This window comes from Terrihabitans aquatilis (genome assembly GCF_052542005.1).
Genome location: NZ_JBOCUO010000003.1, coordinates 438,795 through 452,496 on the forward strand (window position 1 = coordinate 438,795; position 13,702 = coordinate 452,496).

General features: G+C 62.4%; 13 protein-coding genes and 1 tRNA gene. 6 read left to right on the plus strand and 8 right to left on the minus strand.

What is annotated here, in order from left to right; translation table 11 throughout:
* Positions 1 to 245 precede the first annotated feature (245 nt).
* From ACQ6S1_RS13030 to ACQ6S1_RS13040, 3 genes are read left to right on the plus strand one after another with little or no spacing between them, the layout of a single operon-like run.
* A complete protein-coding gene (locus ACQ6S1_RS13030; RefSeq protein ID WP_445041639.1) occupies positions 246 to 3,098 on the plus strand; it encodes a hypothetical protein in 2,853 nt (950 codons plus the stop codon).
* On the plus strand, positions 3,095 to 5,143 hold the full coding sequence (locus ACQ6S1_RS13035) for a hypothetical protein (protein WP_445041640.1): 2,049 nt from the start codon (positions 3,095 to 3,097) through the stop codon (positions 5,141 to 5,143). Before ACQ6S1_RS13030 ends, ACQ6S1_RS13035 begins: the two co-directional genes overlap by 4 nt.
* On the plus strand, positions 5,140 to 7,584 hold the full coding sequence (locus ACQ6S1_RS13040; RefSeq protein ID WP_445041641.1) for a hypothetical protein: 2,445 nt from the start codon (positions 5,140 to 5,142) through the stop codon (positions 7,582 to 7,584). Before ACQ6S1_RS13035 ends, ACQ6S1_RS13040 begins: the two co-directional genes overlap by 4 nt.
* A 221-nt stretch (positions 7,585 to 7,805) precedes the next feature.
* On the opposite strand, the gene ACQ6S1_RS13045 is transcribed toward ACQ6S1_RS13040, so the two are convergent.
* Positions 7,806 to 8,048, minus strand: coding sequence for a helix-turn-helix domain-containing protein (locus tag ACQ6S1_RS13045; protein WP_445041642.1), 243 nt, complete (start codon positions 8,046 to 8,048; stop codon positions 7,806 to 7,808).
* Positions 8,049 to 8,227: 179 nt separating this feature from the next.
* On the opposite strand from ACQ6S1_RS13045, the gene ACQ6S1_RS13050 reads away from it, so the two are divergent.
* The 3 genes from ACQ6S1_RS13050 to ACQ6S1_RS13060 are packed head-to-tail and all read left to right on the plus strand — an operon-like array spanning position 8,228 to position 9,368.
* Positions 8,228 to 8,755 carry a hypothetical protein gene (locus ACQ6S1_RS13050; RefSeq protein ID WP_445041643.1) on the plus strand — a complete coding sequence of 176 codons (528 nt, stop codon included), beginning with the start codon at positions 8,228 to 8,230 and terminating at the stop codon, positions 8,753 to 8,755.
* Positions 8,752 to 8,967 carry a hypothetical protein gene (locus ACQ6S1_RS13055; protein ID WP_445041644.1) on the plus strand — a complete coding sequence of 72 codons (216 nt, stop codon included), beginning with the start codon at positions 8,752 to 8,754 and terminating at the stop codon, positions 8,965 to 8,967. The genes ACQ6S1_RS13050 and ACQ6S1_RS13055 overlap by 4 nt, the downstream gene beginning before the upstream one ends.
* Positions 8,968 to 8,993: 26 nt before the next feature.
* The gene (locus ACQ6S1_RS13060; RefSeq protein WP_445041645.1) at positions 8,994 to 9,368 is read left to right on the plus strand and encodes a hypothetical protein; all 375 of its coding nucleotides are present in this window, start codon (positions 8,994 to 8,996) and stop codon (positions 9,366 to 9,368) included.
* Positions 9,369 to 9,462: 94 nt separating this feature from the next.
* On the opposite strand, the gene ACQ6S1_RS13065 is transcribed toward ACQ6S1_RS13060, so the two are convergent.
* From ACQ6S1_RS13065 to ACQ6S1_RS13095, 7 genes are all read right to left on the minus strand, one after another.
* Positions 9,463 to 9,630, minus strand: coding sequence for a hypothetical protein (locus tag ACQ6S1_RS13065; RefSeq protein ID WP_445041646.1), 168 nt, complete (start codon positions 9,628 to 9,630; stop codon positions 9,463 to 9,465).
* Positions 9,631 to 9,711: 81 nt separating this feature from the next.
* Positions 9,712 to 10,641: a hypothetical protein gene (locus ACQ6S1_RS13070; RefSeq protein ID WP_445041647.1), complete on the minus strand. Its 930-nt coding sequence runs from the start codon at positions 10,639 to 10,641 to the stop codon at positions 9,712 to 9,714.
* Positions 10,634 to 11,191: a DUF6932 family protein gene (locus ACQ6S1_RS13075; protein ID WP_445041648.1), complete on the minus strand. Its 558-nt coding sequence runs from the start codon at positions 11,189 to 11,191 to the stop codon at positions 10,634 to 10,636. The genes ACQ6S1_RS13070 and ACQ6S1_RS13075 overlap by 8 nt, the downstream gene beginning before the upstream one ends.
* A 151-nt stretch (positions 11,192 to 11,342) precedes the next feature.
* Positions 11,343 to 11,699, minus strand: coding sequence for a hypothetical protein (locus ACQ6S1_RS13080; protein WP_445041649.1), 357 nt, complete (start codon positions 11,697 to 11,699; stop codon positions 11,343 to 11,345).
* A 148-nt stretch (positions 11,700 to 11,847) separates the two neighbouring features.
* Positions 11,848 to 11,922: transfer RNA gene (locus ACQ6S1_RS13085), tRNA-Gly, on the minus strand.
* Positions 11,923 to 12,001: 79 nt separating this feature from the next.
* The gene (gloB, locus tag ACQ6S1_RS13090; protein ID WP_445041650.1) at positions 12,002 to 12,760 is read right to left on the minus strand and encodes a hydroxyacylglutathione hydrolase; all 759 of its coding nucleotides are present in this window, start codon (positions 12,758 to 12,760) and stop codon (positions 12,002 to 12,004) included.
* A complete protein-coding gene (locus ACQ6S1_RS13095; protein ID WP_445041651.1) occupies positions 12,706 to 13,299 on the minus strand; it encodes a hypothetical protein in 594 nt (197 codons plus the stop codon). The genes gloB and ACQ6S1_RS13095 overlap by 55 nt, the downstream gene beginning before the upstream one ends.
* Positions 13,300 to 13,702 lie beyond the last annotated feature (403 nt).

Here is a 13,702-nt window from a genome sequence, read left to right on the forward strand (position 1 = left end):
AGGGCTCGCGGGCTGAGCTGGGCCTGAGCAGCTAGCTCGTCCTGCGTCATCCTCGCGATAGCGCGAGCGCCTCTGCATTGGGCGGGGGTCATTGCGGCTCTCCTCATTGCGAGAAGCATGCCGCATCGCAGGACGCCTGCAACGCACTCAACTGCCCCGCACGCACTCCATCATCATCGCCGCAGTTCTGTGCGTTGCAGAATATCACCGACGGCTCAGTCTCCCATTCACCGGAGACAGAAAGCATGGCCGATCTACCCAGTGTCCCTCGCAGGAACTCGACGACCCAGGCAGCAAAGTCGAGCCTGTCGGGCGCCGATCTCGTTCGACCGATCAATTCAATCGCGGAAGGTGTCGCATCCGTCGGCGGGTTCTTCCAAGAGCTGGAGGATCGGACCACCGACGCATGGCTGAATGAGAAAAAGAACGCCATCGATCTTAAGCGGGGCGATCTGGAGCGACAGTTCCCGACCGACCCACAAGGGCTGAAGACGGCCATGAGCGCGTTTCGATCCACGATCATCAAAGGCGCCCCGAACGCTCGGTCTGCCGACGCTCTTGGCGTGTACGTCGATCAGCAGAGCGTTCGAGCCATCGACCGCGTTGCCGATCAGCAGATGAAGGTGACGATGGCGCGGGCGGAGGACGCTGACAAGTCGCGCCTTGAAGTGCTCTCGACCGAAGCCAAGAGCTTGGCTCGCGCGGGCCGGGTCAACGATCCAGAGTACACCGAGAAGGTCGGAGAGATCCGTGCGATCCGCGGCCGCCGCGTCTCCACGCCCCTGTCACCTTACAGCCAAGAGCATGCTGATCTAGACATGAAGGTCTTCGAGGACGAGGCGGTCTCGGAAAGCCTGCTCGGGGCCATTGAGCGCGGATGGGACAAGACGCCTGGCGATCCTCGTTCGAAGGCGGCTGCTGTATTCGAGAAAACCGAGGCGGCGATCAACGCCAGCGACATTGCGGACAAGCCGGCGGCCATCAAGCAAGCGCGCGCCTTCATTGCCGGTAAAGCGGGAGAAAGCGCTCAAGCCAAGGTGGCAATTCTGGAGGAGGCAGACGCGCTCATCGAGGACCTGAAGAGCAATGCCGCTGGCGCGGATTCCCCTGAATATGATCGGGTTTACGCCCAGCTGCGCGGTGCCGGCGCGCACGTGAAGGCGGGCGCCCTGAGGTCAGCACGCTTCGGCGCTAAGTCTGACAGCTATCTGGCTCAGCTGCCGGAGATTCGAAAGAAGCGTTTGGCTACCGTTGATGCTGGGGGCAGCATCACCGACCGCATTATCAGCGCAGAGAGCAACGGTGTCGCCACCGCGAAGAACCCAGATTCCACCGCGACCGGTGCGGGGCAGTTCATCGAGAGCACGTGGCTGGATGTAATCCGCCGCAATCGCCCCGATGTTGCGGCCGGCAGGACGGAAAGCGAGATCCTCGCACTTCGCAATGACCCGGCGCTTTCGCGGGAGATGACCGCCCGTTACGAGGAAGAGAACAGTGCGGCACTGTCTGCCGCTGGCCTGCCCGTGACCCCTGGTACCAAGTATCTCGCTCACTTCGCCGGTGCCGGCGGAGCGACTTCTCTTCTGCGTGCAGATCCAAGCGCCCCTGTCCGGGAGGTGCTCGGGGAGAAAGTCTACAGGGCGAACATCAACAAACGGACGGGGAAGTTCGTCGGCGGCGAAACCGTCGGTGAGGTGATCGCCTGGGCTGATCGCAAGATGGGCGGTGTCGCCACTCAGGTAAGCTCCGAGGAGCTAAAGGCCTACCGCAAAGACGCCACCGGGTTCCTCAACGAGACGTGGACCGATGTGGAACGCGGGCTCAAGGACGGCATCCGCCCGAATGAGGAAACGCTCGTCGAGCTCGGCCGCTATGCGCGTCTCGCAGACAGCCCTGATGCCGTCGCGAAAGTACGTGATGGGCTGAAAGCTTACGGCGTCGCCTTCGAGGAGACATCGCCTGCCGTTCCCGTGGCGGTACAGCGTGCTGCGGTGGACGCTGAAGGGGCTGCCATGCAGGCGACTGGTGCTAACCCAGCAGCTGTCGATATCTGGCGTATAAAGCGAGAGCGTGCGGAGCGCCTTGAGAGCAAGCTTCGGGACGATCCCCTCTACTTCTACGACGTGACGCGATCGCCCAGTCGTCCAGAGGAGCGGCTGGGTCGCCTAGACGCTTCCGATCCTGAAGCATTTCGTGCCGAACTGCAGAAGCGGGCTGCCGGAGCGCCGTTTGTAGAGATTACGCAAGAGACCTCCAGTGTCGCAGCTTTTCGTCCAGGCGAGGCCGAGGCACTGCAGGCTGTATGGACCCGTTCCGACCTCGCTGGCCGCACTCGCATTGTGCAGGATCTCGCTGAGACTCTGCCGTCTGCCACATTGCGAGCGACACTGGCGAAGCTGGCCGGCAAGGATGAAACCGCGGCGCTCGCTTGGGCTGGTGGCTTGGCCCGCTCCAGTCCAGCTGCCGCCGAGCAGATCCTGCGAGGAGAACAGGCTCTGCAGGCGGAGCAGAAACTTGGCTGGTCCAAGGAAGGCACAGCCTCTTCTACCGTTGTCGCTGCTTTACCCCAGATGCCGGCTGCGGCCGCGCCAGTTCAAGCTCAGCTGCAAAAGGTCGTTGAGGCCGTCTACGCCGACCTATCATTCACGGCGAATGACAGGTCCGGCAAGCTGAACACCACCCGCCTTGCTCAAGCCGTAAACACGGTCACCGGCGGTGTCGTGCTCCACAATGGCAGCCGCATAGCGACGGCAGTGCCCGGTGAGAGCCAGGCCAAGTTCGATCAGCGGTTGATGGCGCTCGGCTCTGGTCCCGTGCCCGGTGCGTTCTACGCCGACGGCACACCTCTCACAGGTGAGGTCATCCGGCGGCGCGCCACTCTGATGTCCGTCGGAGACGGCAAGTACTGGGTCTCGTTCGATGGTGCGGTGGCGGTGACCAACAGCGGCTCGGGCGACGCCTTCCAGATCGGCCGCCCGTTCGTCCTGGACCTGACTGCAGTGGATCTTGCGCAGCCGCCTTCGTCTGCATCTCCGCGATCTAAAGCGACCACGCAGAGGCTCATGCGAACCCCCTGGCAGGAGGTCGTCGGACAATGATGCTCGATCTCTACAATGCCCAGCTGCTCGACCCGTCGGGAACGCCGGAAGTTGCAGGTCCCCCCGTAGAGCTCGGCGAAGGCCTGTCGGTTGCCTGGCGGGAAGCCACGGAGTTTTCGGCGTCGAACGCCCAGGACATCCTGCGGCTCGAGATCGTCAGCGAACGCATGGAGGAGTTCGAGCGAGCCACAGGCGAGAGCGTGCCTCTACCGTTCAACCTGTTCGGTCCCGCCTCTACGGCCGAGGCGATCACCGAATGGGCTGACGACGAGATGCCCGGCCTTCGGGAGCGGTTCAGCCATGTCAGCCTCCCGGGGCTTACCAGCGCTGAAGTTGGGGACGAGGTGCGCAAGCGGTCCGGCGCCGCAAGGAAAGGCCTCACGGACCTTCAGAAGCGGCCGCAGACCCTTGGAGGATCAATCGGGCAGTTCATCGGCAGTGTGGGCGGAGCTCTTCGTGACCCGATCAACCTGGGCTCCATGGTTTTCGGCGCCGGAGCAGCAACCGGCATCCTGAAAACCGCCTTGGTAGAAGGCGGCATCGGCATGGCATCTCAGGCCGCTGTTGAAGTCGCCAGCTCCGACTTTAAGCAGAGCGTTGACCCGAAATACGGCGCCTCCGACATCGCAGGAAACATCGCCACCGCCGCAGCCGGCGGCGCGATCCTAGGCGCTGGCATCAAGGGCGCTGCGGTTGCCTGGCGCCATGTGAAGCAGTCTTCCTGGCCAACTTCGGTTCGCGACGCGGGCAATGTCATCGAGGCGGAGGATGCTCTCCAGCGCTCTAACCCGTTCTCCACTAGCGAGGCAGGGCTGGAGCTGCGGAAGGGACTGGAGGACACGGTGTCCGCGTTAGAGCGGGGCGAGCCGATTGCGCCACGTTTGTCAGAGCAGGCGTTGCTCGACTTCGACGACGGGTCTTCAGCCATTCTCTCAGCGCGATCGGGCTCGCGTTCACAGCCCTCTGATGTCGAAGGCCTCGATGCGACGCTCATGGCCGCCGAAGGCTTCAATGATCCTGTCGCTCTTGCACAGCGATGGTCCCAGGATCCGCGAAGTGTCTTCGATGAGCTCGACCAGTTGCGCACCAATGCGCGGGCGACTGAGGCCGCGATCCTGAAGAAGTACGGGAAGCGGCGGGTCTCCGAACTCGGAGACATGGACTACGCGGATCCGGACAGCCTCACCGCTGCCGAGCGCAAGTTCCTGTTCTACGGCGATGCTCCCACGGACCAGGAAAGCCTCAACCGGATTGCCGATGCTCTTCAGCCCGTGGACACGCTGGATGATGCAGTGCGAGAGTTCTCCGTCGCGTTCCGTGGCCTTCCCGAAAATCCAACGAACCTCGATCTGGATGGGCGACTGTCAGTCGCACGCATGCAGGTCCTGATCTCGGAGGTGCAGCGCCTTGGTGGAGACGTGGAGGATGTCATCAAGGATGCCGGCGGTGCCTACGCTGCGCGCTTCGGAGATCCTGATGACGCGACCTACATGGCCGAGGATGTGGCAGGCCGCCTGAAACGCCTGTTCACGCCGGCGGCCCCTGCAAGCAGTCCCCCGGCTCCGGCACCGATCATCGGCCAGCTGCAGCAGCTGGCAGCGCGCGCAGGTCACGACCTGACAGAGGACGAGGCGGGCAAGCTCGCGCGGATGATCGTCGATGCTGATGACGATGCGGCGGCCCGCATGCTCGATGAGTTCCGCGCCAGGCCGGCTACCTTCCTGGAGAACCCTCAGCTGCCGAGGTTGATCGAACCGCCGGAAGCTATCCTCCCATCTGATCCTGCCTTGGCGCAGCGAATCGGCTCCGCGAGGCTCAGCACTCCAGATGACGCCACAACTCCGGAAGCGATCGAGGCAGCTCTTCGAGGAGCCGATCGTCTAAGGACGGATGATCCAGCCTTCGTTGTGGAGCTCAGTTCGGAAGCGGCCGACGGCTCGACGGTCACAGCACAGCGCAATCTCAACGAAGTGCTTGATGAGATCGATGACGAGATCGCTGCAGCGGAGATGATCCGGGGTTGCGCGACAGGAGGCATGGCATGAAGGCGGTCAAGTCCAAGGGTGCCAGCGACGTCTCCGGTTGCATTGATCGCCTTGTCGAAGCGCGGCAGATCAAGCCTGAGCTCGGCGAGCGGGCGAAGGAATTCCACCGCAGCTTGGTCGAAGGATCAGCCGACGCGCTTGGCCGCGCACCAGCTGATGCCGTTGCCGCGATTGAGGTGGCGAACGTCATGCTGGATCAGGCCAGGCAGCGGAAGCTGAAGGTCTCGATCCAGGCGACGCAGCAGGCGAGAATCCGCGACGAGGTTCTTGCCCATCCCAAGGGAGTGGGCTGGGGCGCCTCCGCCGTTCTGGCGGGCGATCCGTTCGAGAGTGGCGTGCGCAACGTGGAAAGCCAGATCCAGGTTGTCGAACGGCGGTTATTCAAGCATCTCAGCGAAGCTTTGGAGGCCTACAAGTCTCGCCTGCCTGGTGCAGTGGCTGATTCTGCAGGCGGCAGGAAGACGATCCAGGAACTGCGCGGCGTTGACACCGGCGATGACGTCGCGAAGCGGGCTGCCGTTGGTTTCAGGACGGCTAATGAGGAGGCGGTGAAGCTTTACCGCGCCAATGGTGGTCTGCTTCACGAGTTGGGCGACTGGCGGTCGCCGCAGTTCTGGGACTCGGCACGGGTGCGGGAATTTGGTGACGACTTCGAGCGCGACATCCTGGATGCCGTCTCGCAGGGAGCGCTGCGCATATGGGATAAGAAGACCTATGCACCTGCGCCGGCCGATAAGATCCCGGACATCGTCCGCGCGGCTCGTGATGCGATCCAGTTCGAACGCGGCGGCACAAGCGGAGCGGCACCGGGCTTCGGCACCGCGACTCGTGTCTTCCGCTTCCAGGACAATGAGGCGGGCAACGTTGCCTTCTTCAGGCTGATGGACAAGTACGGTCCCGGCACCGGCGGTTATCTCGACATGATGATCGGCCACCTCAAGGGAGCGGCACGTGAGGTCGCGCTGGTGCAGATCATGGGCCCTGACCATGCGGCTACGGCTGCAATGCTCAAGAGGATCGTCTCAGAAGGCGACATGAAGAAGAGCGGGCTTCGTCCGCTCAACCCGGCTCACTGGTTCTCTGGCGCCGGAGCCTTCGATCGTATGTATCGATACCTGACGGGCGAGCTCAACGCAGTAGAGAGCTCAACGGTAGCCACCATCTTCGGCACCGCACGTACCCTCTCCAGTGCTGCGAATCTGGGCAGCGCTGTGGTGTCGGCCGTGCCTGGTGATACCGTGACTGCGGCCTTCGCTGCGAACCACAATGGCCTGCCGATGGCGCGGGTTATCTCGCGAGCGATGCAAGAGATCGTCACCGAGAACGCGGACACGCGCGCCACCGCCGCCCGGTTGAATGTCACATCGCACGCACTGATGGACCACGTACTCGGCGCTCAGCGCTTCGATGACGAGGTGTTGCCGCGGAATGTCGCCGGCCGGGCCGCGGATGCGGTGATGCGTCTTCAGGGGCTGAACCGATGGACTAACAGCATCAAGCGGGCCTTCGAGATGGAGTTTCTCGGGCTGATCGCCGATCAGTCAGGCAAAGGGTTCGCAGAAATCGACCCGAAGTTCCGTGGTTTTCTGGAGCGGCACCGCTTCAGAGAAGCCGACTGGGAGACTCTTCGCTCTGCCTCTCTGTTCGACGTTGATGGCGCCAAATTCTGGGACGCTGATGCGGTCGAGGATCGTGCGCTATCCGACCGGATGCTGGCTGCCATTTTCGACGAGCGGCGCTACGCGGTGATCGAGAGCGGCGCTCGGACAGCCCAACTTGCGATGGCCAAGCGCGGCACGCTGACCGGCGAGTTCATGCGATCGAGCCTGCAATTCAAGAGCTTCCCGCTGACCATGATCATGACGCACGGGATGCGCCTGTGGCTCAACGCCGGTACCCCTCAAGGCGCCGCTCAGGCGGTGTCATTCATGGTCGCATCTACAGCCGCGGGTGCGCTGGTGGTGCAGGCAAAGAGCCTCCTGTCCGGCAAAGATCCGAGGCCAATGGATGATCCCAAGTTCTGGGCTTCGGCCACGCTCTCAGGTGGCGCGCTGGGCATCTATGGTGACCTTCTCTCGTCAACGATCACGAGAACAGGCCTAGGCCCGTTCGAGACTGTTGTAGGCCCAGTGATCGGAGAGGCAGTGAACACCTATCAAGCCCTCCGAGACGCTGCTGGCGGCATAGTAGGTGAAGAGCAGGGTAACCCTGGACGTTCACTGTTGCGGGCCGCGAAGCGATGGACGCCTGGAGCCAACATCTGGTGGGCGCGGCTGGGAATTGACCGGCTGATCTTTGATCAGGTGCAGACGGCCGTGGATCCAGACTATCGGCAGAGCTTCAGCCGAATGCAGCAGTATGCTGAGAAGGAGTTCGGGCAGAGTTATTGGTTCGCCCCGGGCACAACGAGCCCGCAACGGGCGCCGGCGTTTAGCGAGTGAGGGCGGGGATGGCCACAACGCTGCTGACGTGGTTGCTAGTCGGCGTGGCCTGGGGTGGCCTCATCGGCTGGGGCAAGGGGCAAGAGCGATCCAGACGAGGGTCAACTCGTCTGCTGTACAGCCTTTGGGGCGCGCTTCTTGGTGGAGCTATTATGTTGGGCGCTGGTCTGCTGATCAACTCGCAATATCTGCTCTGATCACTGGGCCTTGGGCCCACCTTATCATTGCTCGCGCTCGCGAAGTCGCACACCTGGGCGCCCATGGTTCAAGAACTCGACGCCTGCTGCCTCCAGCACGTTCATGACGGCACGAATGGTCGGCATCCCGCTGATCAGCGCTTGTTCGCGCCGCTTTTCCATCGCGCCCACTGTGTTCAGGTGGACGCCGGCTTTCTCAGCAAGCGTGGACTGATCCATACCGACAAGCGCGCGAGCGGCCTTTAGCTGATTTCCCGTTATGAGCATGCGATCCTCTGCTTTTAAATAGGGCTATCACACGTCACACTGTGTCTAAAACACGTTTTAGCATTGACAGATCATACTATGGATAGTTAACTCCATACTGTGATTAAAACACAGTGCAGCGCCCGATTGGTATGGGTTCTGTCATGATCGTTTAGACGCAATCATCTGGAGCGCTCCCCATGACGAACACCGTTTCGGCTGCCGGTGAAGCTATGCCTTCCGCAAAGCTGTCCCGTCGAGCTTTGCTGGCCGGCGCGGCCGCCTCTCTCCCCGTCGCCACTGCTGGCACAGCCATGGCTGCCCAGCCTGCCCTCAAGATGAGCCCTCAGTTTCTGGCTCTGCTTGAGAAGCACGAGAACGCTGTGCAGGCAGATAGAGCTGCATCCGCGTACCTGGAGGCGATTAAGGATCGGTTCCAAGCGGCGGAGGACGCGCGCAATGAATTCGTGCCGATCGCATATCGAGGCAGTGAGCCCGAGGGCGACGGCTATGAGCGCTCGCGATATCTCAGTTACCAGATTCGGGAGGCCATCCAGCGCCGCCACGATGAGCTACGCCGGATCCATTGCGGGCCATCGGCCAGCCTGATGTCTCCGGATGGAGCGGCCAAGATGAAGGTCGCCATCGATCGGTCTGAGACAAAGGCACTGGAGGGTTGGAGCGCTCCTGCACAGCATACGATGCCCGTGAGCAAGCCTCGGGCGTGATCGAGGCTGGGCGTGAGGCAGACGCTGCGCACGTGGTCGAAGTCGAGGCGCGCGCCGATCTTCTCACCTATCGGCCGCTCAACGAATCTGAGGCACTCGCGAAGGCTGCCTACATCGACGGCTCCCATTCCTTCGAAGCCCAGGAACTCGCGTCTCAGTTGTTCGTGGCCATGCTGATCCAGCGTCTCTGCGCAGCGCCCGCCCTGGCCTGATCCCCTTCCTTTGCGGGAGACTAACGATGACAAGCAATATTCCGGCCGGCGCCACCAGCTTACCCGTGCCCGACTTCTCAGGAATCCGCCTCGGCGCGCTCTTGGGCCTCTACAAGGCAATGGGCGCTGCTCAGTGGGTTTTCGTAGGCGCAATTAACATGCCTCGGATCGAGTGCGATAGGCACGCTGAAGGCATCGCCAACCAGCTATCCGAGTACATGGATGACCTTATGGGTGCCATTGCGGGGGTGGTCCGGAACGCGGCACCTGATGATGATGAGGCCGGCGAATGCCTCGCGCTGCTAATGGACTTCGAGGCACGGCGAGGCGAACACCTCGCGGGCTGCATGGGAGGCGCCGAGGAATGTGCTCGCAAGTGGGCGCTGGAGCCCAACCTATGACCACTGCATCTAACGTCTGCGAGCAGCCGGGAAGCGAACGGAATTTCGCGCGGAACAGGGTTATGGAGAGCGAGACGGATCTTCAAGACTGAAGTCACGGCAGACCGCGATCAGTGTGTTGGTTGGCGATCAGTTGATCCAGCGTGGTCCCGTAATGCTCGGCGCCGATGAGGCCGAAGCTCTGCAGTTCCTGCTCGTTGAGCAGCGCGGGGCAGTGCAGGAGCTGGAGCTGGATGACCAATTCTATGAGCTGGTCTGGCACTCGGGAGTGAGCACGAGGCCGTGAGCCTTGTTCTGCAATGCAGCGATCCGCAGAGCCCTGCAAACACGCAGAAAGTGCACGCTAGTTTCCGGCAAAATCGTCCAGAATGTCTTCAAGGAAATAGGAGGTGCGCGGGGTTTGCGACCTCATCTGAACCACCCTCTTGGTCAGCAGCACGATCCACTCTTTGCCTATGAATTCATCCCAGCTTTTGCTCGGAGCAGAGAGCGCCTTCTCTCGTGGAATAGACCCGCGGAGGATTTCACCAGTGGATCCGTGGAGCTCGAACCTTCGGCCTTCGGGAAGGATGTATAGCTTGCCAGCTTCCTGAACGGATTCCTCGGACACCGACAATGCGTCGGTTCGCTGCCGCCCACGATCTATAGCGTCGCTGAGCAAAGAGAACTCCCGATCGCCTTCAACCAGACGTAAAGTTGCGCCGGCCTCATCTAGAAGTCGGAAGAAGTGCTGCAAGGAATGAAGGAGACGGTCGTCAACCGTTTCTAGGGCTAGTTCGAATGCCTCGTGATCTGGAGCGGACATGCGATACAAGAGGTCAACGGTCTCATCCACGACCTTCTTTAGGGAGCTGTCTACGAGATGATCGGCGGCAGCTTCCTCAAGGACGAACCCGAACGACCCCCGAGCGACATCCGTGATCATGAGCTGTGCTCGGTCCCGCTGAGGGATCGGTCCGCGCATGGCCAACGGTCCCTGCGTGGATGCCATTTTGGTGGTCACGACTTCTTGGAACTTAATGATCGCTTCGCTGCCGAAGTCAGCCTGAATGCCCTTGGAGCCCAGGACCGGCTTGCCGCCAAAGAAAAGGCCAACAGCGGCCGAGGTCTGCTGAATTGCCTCTAACCGTTCCAACTCGCCGCGGAGCCTCTCGGCGCGTTTGCTGAATTGCATCCAGCCGATCGGGTCCTGTGCAGATGTGCGTTCACTTAGCAGCCCCTCGACGCTTGCTAGGTCGGCCCGGAGCGCTTGCTTCTCGAGAAGTTTAAGCATTTGGGACTTCCACTACGAACTGGAGAAGCTCGTCGTCCGAGCTAAGAGGGACTTCGATCATACCTTTCCAGAGAGAAGTTACCCTCTGGTGTCCGAAGAGGCCAAACCAGTAGCAAGTGTCCTTGACCAGGAGCGCTGGCGGCTTTGCAAGGTCGACGAAGTACGCGTCGCATTGAAAGATCCGCTTTGTCTCACCGGGATCGAACAACATGCCATGCTTCTCGAAGATCTCCGCTTGCTCAGTTGGGCTAGAAGGCAGGGCAGCGAATGTTACCACGTCGATGTCGTTCGGAGGACGTTTTTTCAAGGTCTCAACGTCCTCCACGAAGCTGCCGTCGATCCACTGAAATCCCTCTGCAAAACCTGCTTTACGAAGAGCTGTCCGGTAGGCGGCTAAACCCTGCAGCAGCGCAACTCGTTGGGGCGTCGTTCCGAGGCTAATGGCTAGGTCACTGAAGTCACCCTTGTATGGCGACATCGCAGCCTTGTTCGTTGAGTTCTCTCCCACAAAGGGAGGCAGGACACCTGATATGTTGAACGGGGGGATCATGCCGACTATCGCTCACGTGCGCGGTTGAGCCCAGAGGCCCGTGCGGGAGCTTTACAGCGCACCCGCTTTTTCAGGCGCCCGAGTGCAGCGTCACAGGCGTGGCCCGGGATGCTGTCGGCCTCGCCCAGCCACCAATCCTTTTTCCACACCATCAGTTCTTTCCCGGGCGAACCAACCGGCGGCTGCTCACTGGCCAGTTCTCGACTCCGTCGCGCACAGGCAGAGTGGGCTGGGTAGCAATCCCAGCCCACTGGTCGAAGAACATCTTCACCGCCGGCCAGTAGCGTCCGCCCATCATGGGATCAATCTTGGGTAGGCCATGCGACTCAAGAATGCCAGCGATGCCGCGCCAATAGTTCGGTTGCCCGGGTCCTAGAACGAGACGTGCAATGTGGGCTTCGGTCGGAAAGAGTGGGATCTCCGCGTCCGTCTTAGGCGTGCGGCCGCGACTGCGTTTTGGCGCGATAGAGGACTTGCCGCTTCCTTCTTCAATGGGATTATCAGCCATTGGGCTTCTCCATCCGTCCCGAGTAGGTGCGGGAGATATCGATGCGCCGATCCACTCCGCGTGTTGACCAGGTGTTGACCGACCAGAAAGAAAGCGCGGTGTCTTTCGACGCCGCGCTTTTAAACTTGCTCATTTCTGAGGAGAAAACTGGAGCGGGCGAAGGGATTCGAACCCTCGACCCCAACCTTGGCAAGGTTGTGCTCTACCCCTGAGCTACGCCCGCGTGTCCAGTTCAATGCCGGGGCGTTGCCGCCTCGGTGTGGGCGGTTCTATGCCCCAGATTCTCGGCTATTGCAACGGGGTTATGAACGATCTTTTCGGCCGCGGATCTCGGCGAACACCTCCGCGCCGCTGGCGCCCACCTTGCCGAGACGGCCCGCGAGCAGCGCATCGTCGGCGCGCAGGAAGGGGCTCGTCTGCTTTTCGAGGCCGAGGCGGAAGGGCACGGTGGGCACGCCATCGGCGCGGGCCTGCTCGATCTCGGCCGCGCGCGTCTGCAGCGCCTCGTTCTCCGGGTCGAGCGCCAGTCCGAAACGGGCATTGGAGAGCGTGTATTCGTGGCCGCAATAGACGATGGTGTCGTCCGGCAGGCGGCGCAGCTTCTTCAGCGAATCCCACATCTGCGCCGGCGTGCCCTCGAACAGGCGGCCGCAGCCGAGCGCGAACATGGTGTCGCCCGAGAACAGCAGGCCGAGATCGGCGAAATGATAGACGATGTGGCCCAGGGTGTGGCCGGGCGTGTCGTAGACATCGGCGCGCAGCGGGCCGACCTCCACCACGTCGCCCTCGCGCACGGTTTTCGTCAGGCCGGGGATCTTGTCGGCCTCGGCCGCCGGGCCGATCACCTCCGGATTGTCGGCCGCCGCAAGCTCGGCGATCCCGGCGATGTGGTCGTCGTGCTTGTGGGTGATGAGGATGTGGGTGAGCCGCCAGCCATCGGCGTCGAGCTGGGCGCGGATCGGGGCCGCCTCCGGCGCATCGACGAGAAAGACGGTCTCGCCCTCCTTCACGATGACGGCGTAATTGTCGGCGAGGCAGGGGACGAGGCGGATCTCGGGCATCGGGCTTTCCTTCTGGGGTAGGCTCGAAACTGGCCATCGGGAGGGGTGTCGTCAACTGGGGCAGCGCCGGTAATCGTGTCCGGAGGCAGCGATTTTTCCGCATCCTCCACGACGATGGTGCGGATATCGCGCATGAGGGCATGGATGGCCTCGGGCGAGCCGCCTTCCCGGGGCAGGACGAGCATGCCCTCCAGCCGCGCCGCCTGAAGCAGCATGAGGCCGAGCCGCAGATCGGCATTGATGCGGGATGTTTCGGTGTCGTCGGAAGGAAGCGCCCCGGCGGACAGGCCGAGCGCCCAGGCGAACGGGTGCAGCACGGCCTTGAACCCGGCCTCGTCTCGGGCATAGCAGCTGGGCCAATGCCAGGTGCAGGCCTTGGCGCGGCGACAGGCGCGGTGCGGGCAATGATCGAGAAAGCCGGCGGCACCCGACAGGGCTTTCAGCAGACGCACGCTGGCGGGATCGCGCTCATGGGCGCGGCGCAGGCGGTCCGTGTCTCCGGGCGGGGCAGGGTGCTGCGGAGCAGGGGCGTGATTCATCCTCGCGTCTCCTCGTCTGTCGCGATGTCCGGAAGGTGCTCCCTCACGAGGAGCGGGGGACGCAGACGGCGTCCTCGAAAGCAAAAGTGTTGACGCAATCTGCGTCCCCACGCGCGGCGATTTCTGTCCGGAGGCGGCGGGCGCTTCCACGGCACGGGCCGCCGAAGCCTTGTCGGCCCCGGCCACCCGAACCGTCCCCAGCGATCCAATCGTCGCAGACGGGTCATGGTGCCCGACGGGCCCGCTCGTCAGGCGCGCATCTCTGCACGCCCTAACCTCCAGCCTCCCGGGACCGTGGCGACCAGACCACGGGCGCAGGCGCCGCTCCTCATCCCACGCCGCCCGCCTGGTACCCGGCCGACGCTCCTCGCAGGGTGAGGATGCCAATACGTGTAGCAGAGAA

What these genes read in the sequence shown, in the direction of transcription:
- ACQ6S1_RS13030 (WP_445041639.1), top strand. Translation starts at nt 246, where the DNA reads ATGGCCGATCTACCCAGTGTCCCTCGCAGGAACTCGACGACCCAGGCA.
- ACQ6S1_RS13035 (WP_445041640.1), top strand. Translation starts at nt 3,095, where the DNA reads ATGATGCTCGATCTCTACAATGCCCAGCTGCTCGACCCGTCGGGAACG.
- ACQ6S1_RS13040 (WP_445041641.1), top strand. Translation starts at nt 5,140, where the DNA reads ATGAAGGCGGTCAAGTCCAAGGGTGCCAGCGACGTCTCCGGTTGCATT.
- ACQ6S1_RS13045 (WP_445041642.1), bottom strand. Translation starts at nt 8,048, where the DNA reads ATGCTCATAACGGGAAATCAGCTAAAGGCCGCTCGCGCGCTTGTCGGT.
- ACQ6S1_RS13050 (WP_445041643.1), top strand. Translation starts at nt 8,228, where the DNA reads ATGACGAACACCGTTTCGGCTGCCGGTGAAGCTATGCCTTCCGCAAAG.
- ACQ6S1_RS13060 (WP_445041645.1), top strand. Translation starts at nt 8,994, where the DNA reads ATGACAAGCAATATTCCGGCCGGCGCCACCAGCTTACCCGTGCCCGAC.
- ACQ6S1_RS13070 (WP_445041647.1), bottom strand. Translation starts at nt 10,641, where the DNA reads ATGCTTAAACTTCTCGAGAAGCAAGCGCTCCGGGCCGACCTAGCAAGC.
- ACQ6S1_RS13075 (WP_445041648.1), bottom strand. Translation starts at nt 11,191, where the DNA reads ATGATCCCCCCGTTCAACATATCAGGTGTCCTGCCTCCCTTTGTGGGA.
- ACQ6S1_RS13080 (WP_445041649.1), bottom strand. Translation starts at nt 11,699, where the DNA reads ATGGCTGATAATCCCATTGAAGAAGGAAGCGGCAAGTCCTCTATCGCG.
- gloB (WP_445041650.1), bottom strand. Translation starts at nt 12,760, where the DNA reads ATGCCCGAGATCCGCCTCGTCCCCTGCCTCGCCGACAATTACGCCGTC.
- ACQ6S1_RS13095 (WP_445041651.1), bottom strand. Translation starts at nt 13,299, where the DNA reads ATGAATCACGCCCCTGCTCCGCAGCACCCTGCCCCGCCCGGAGACACG.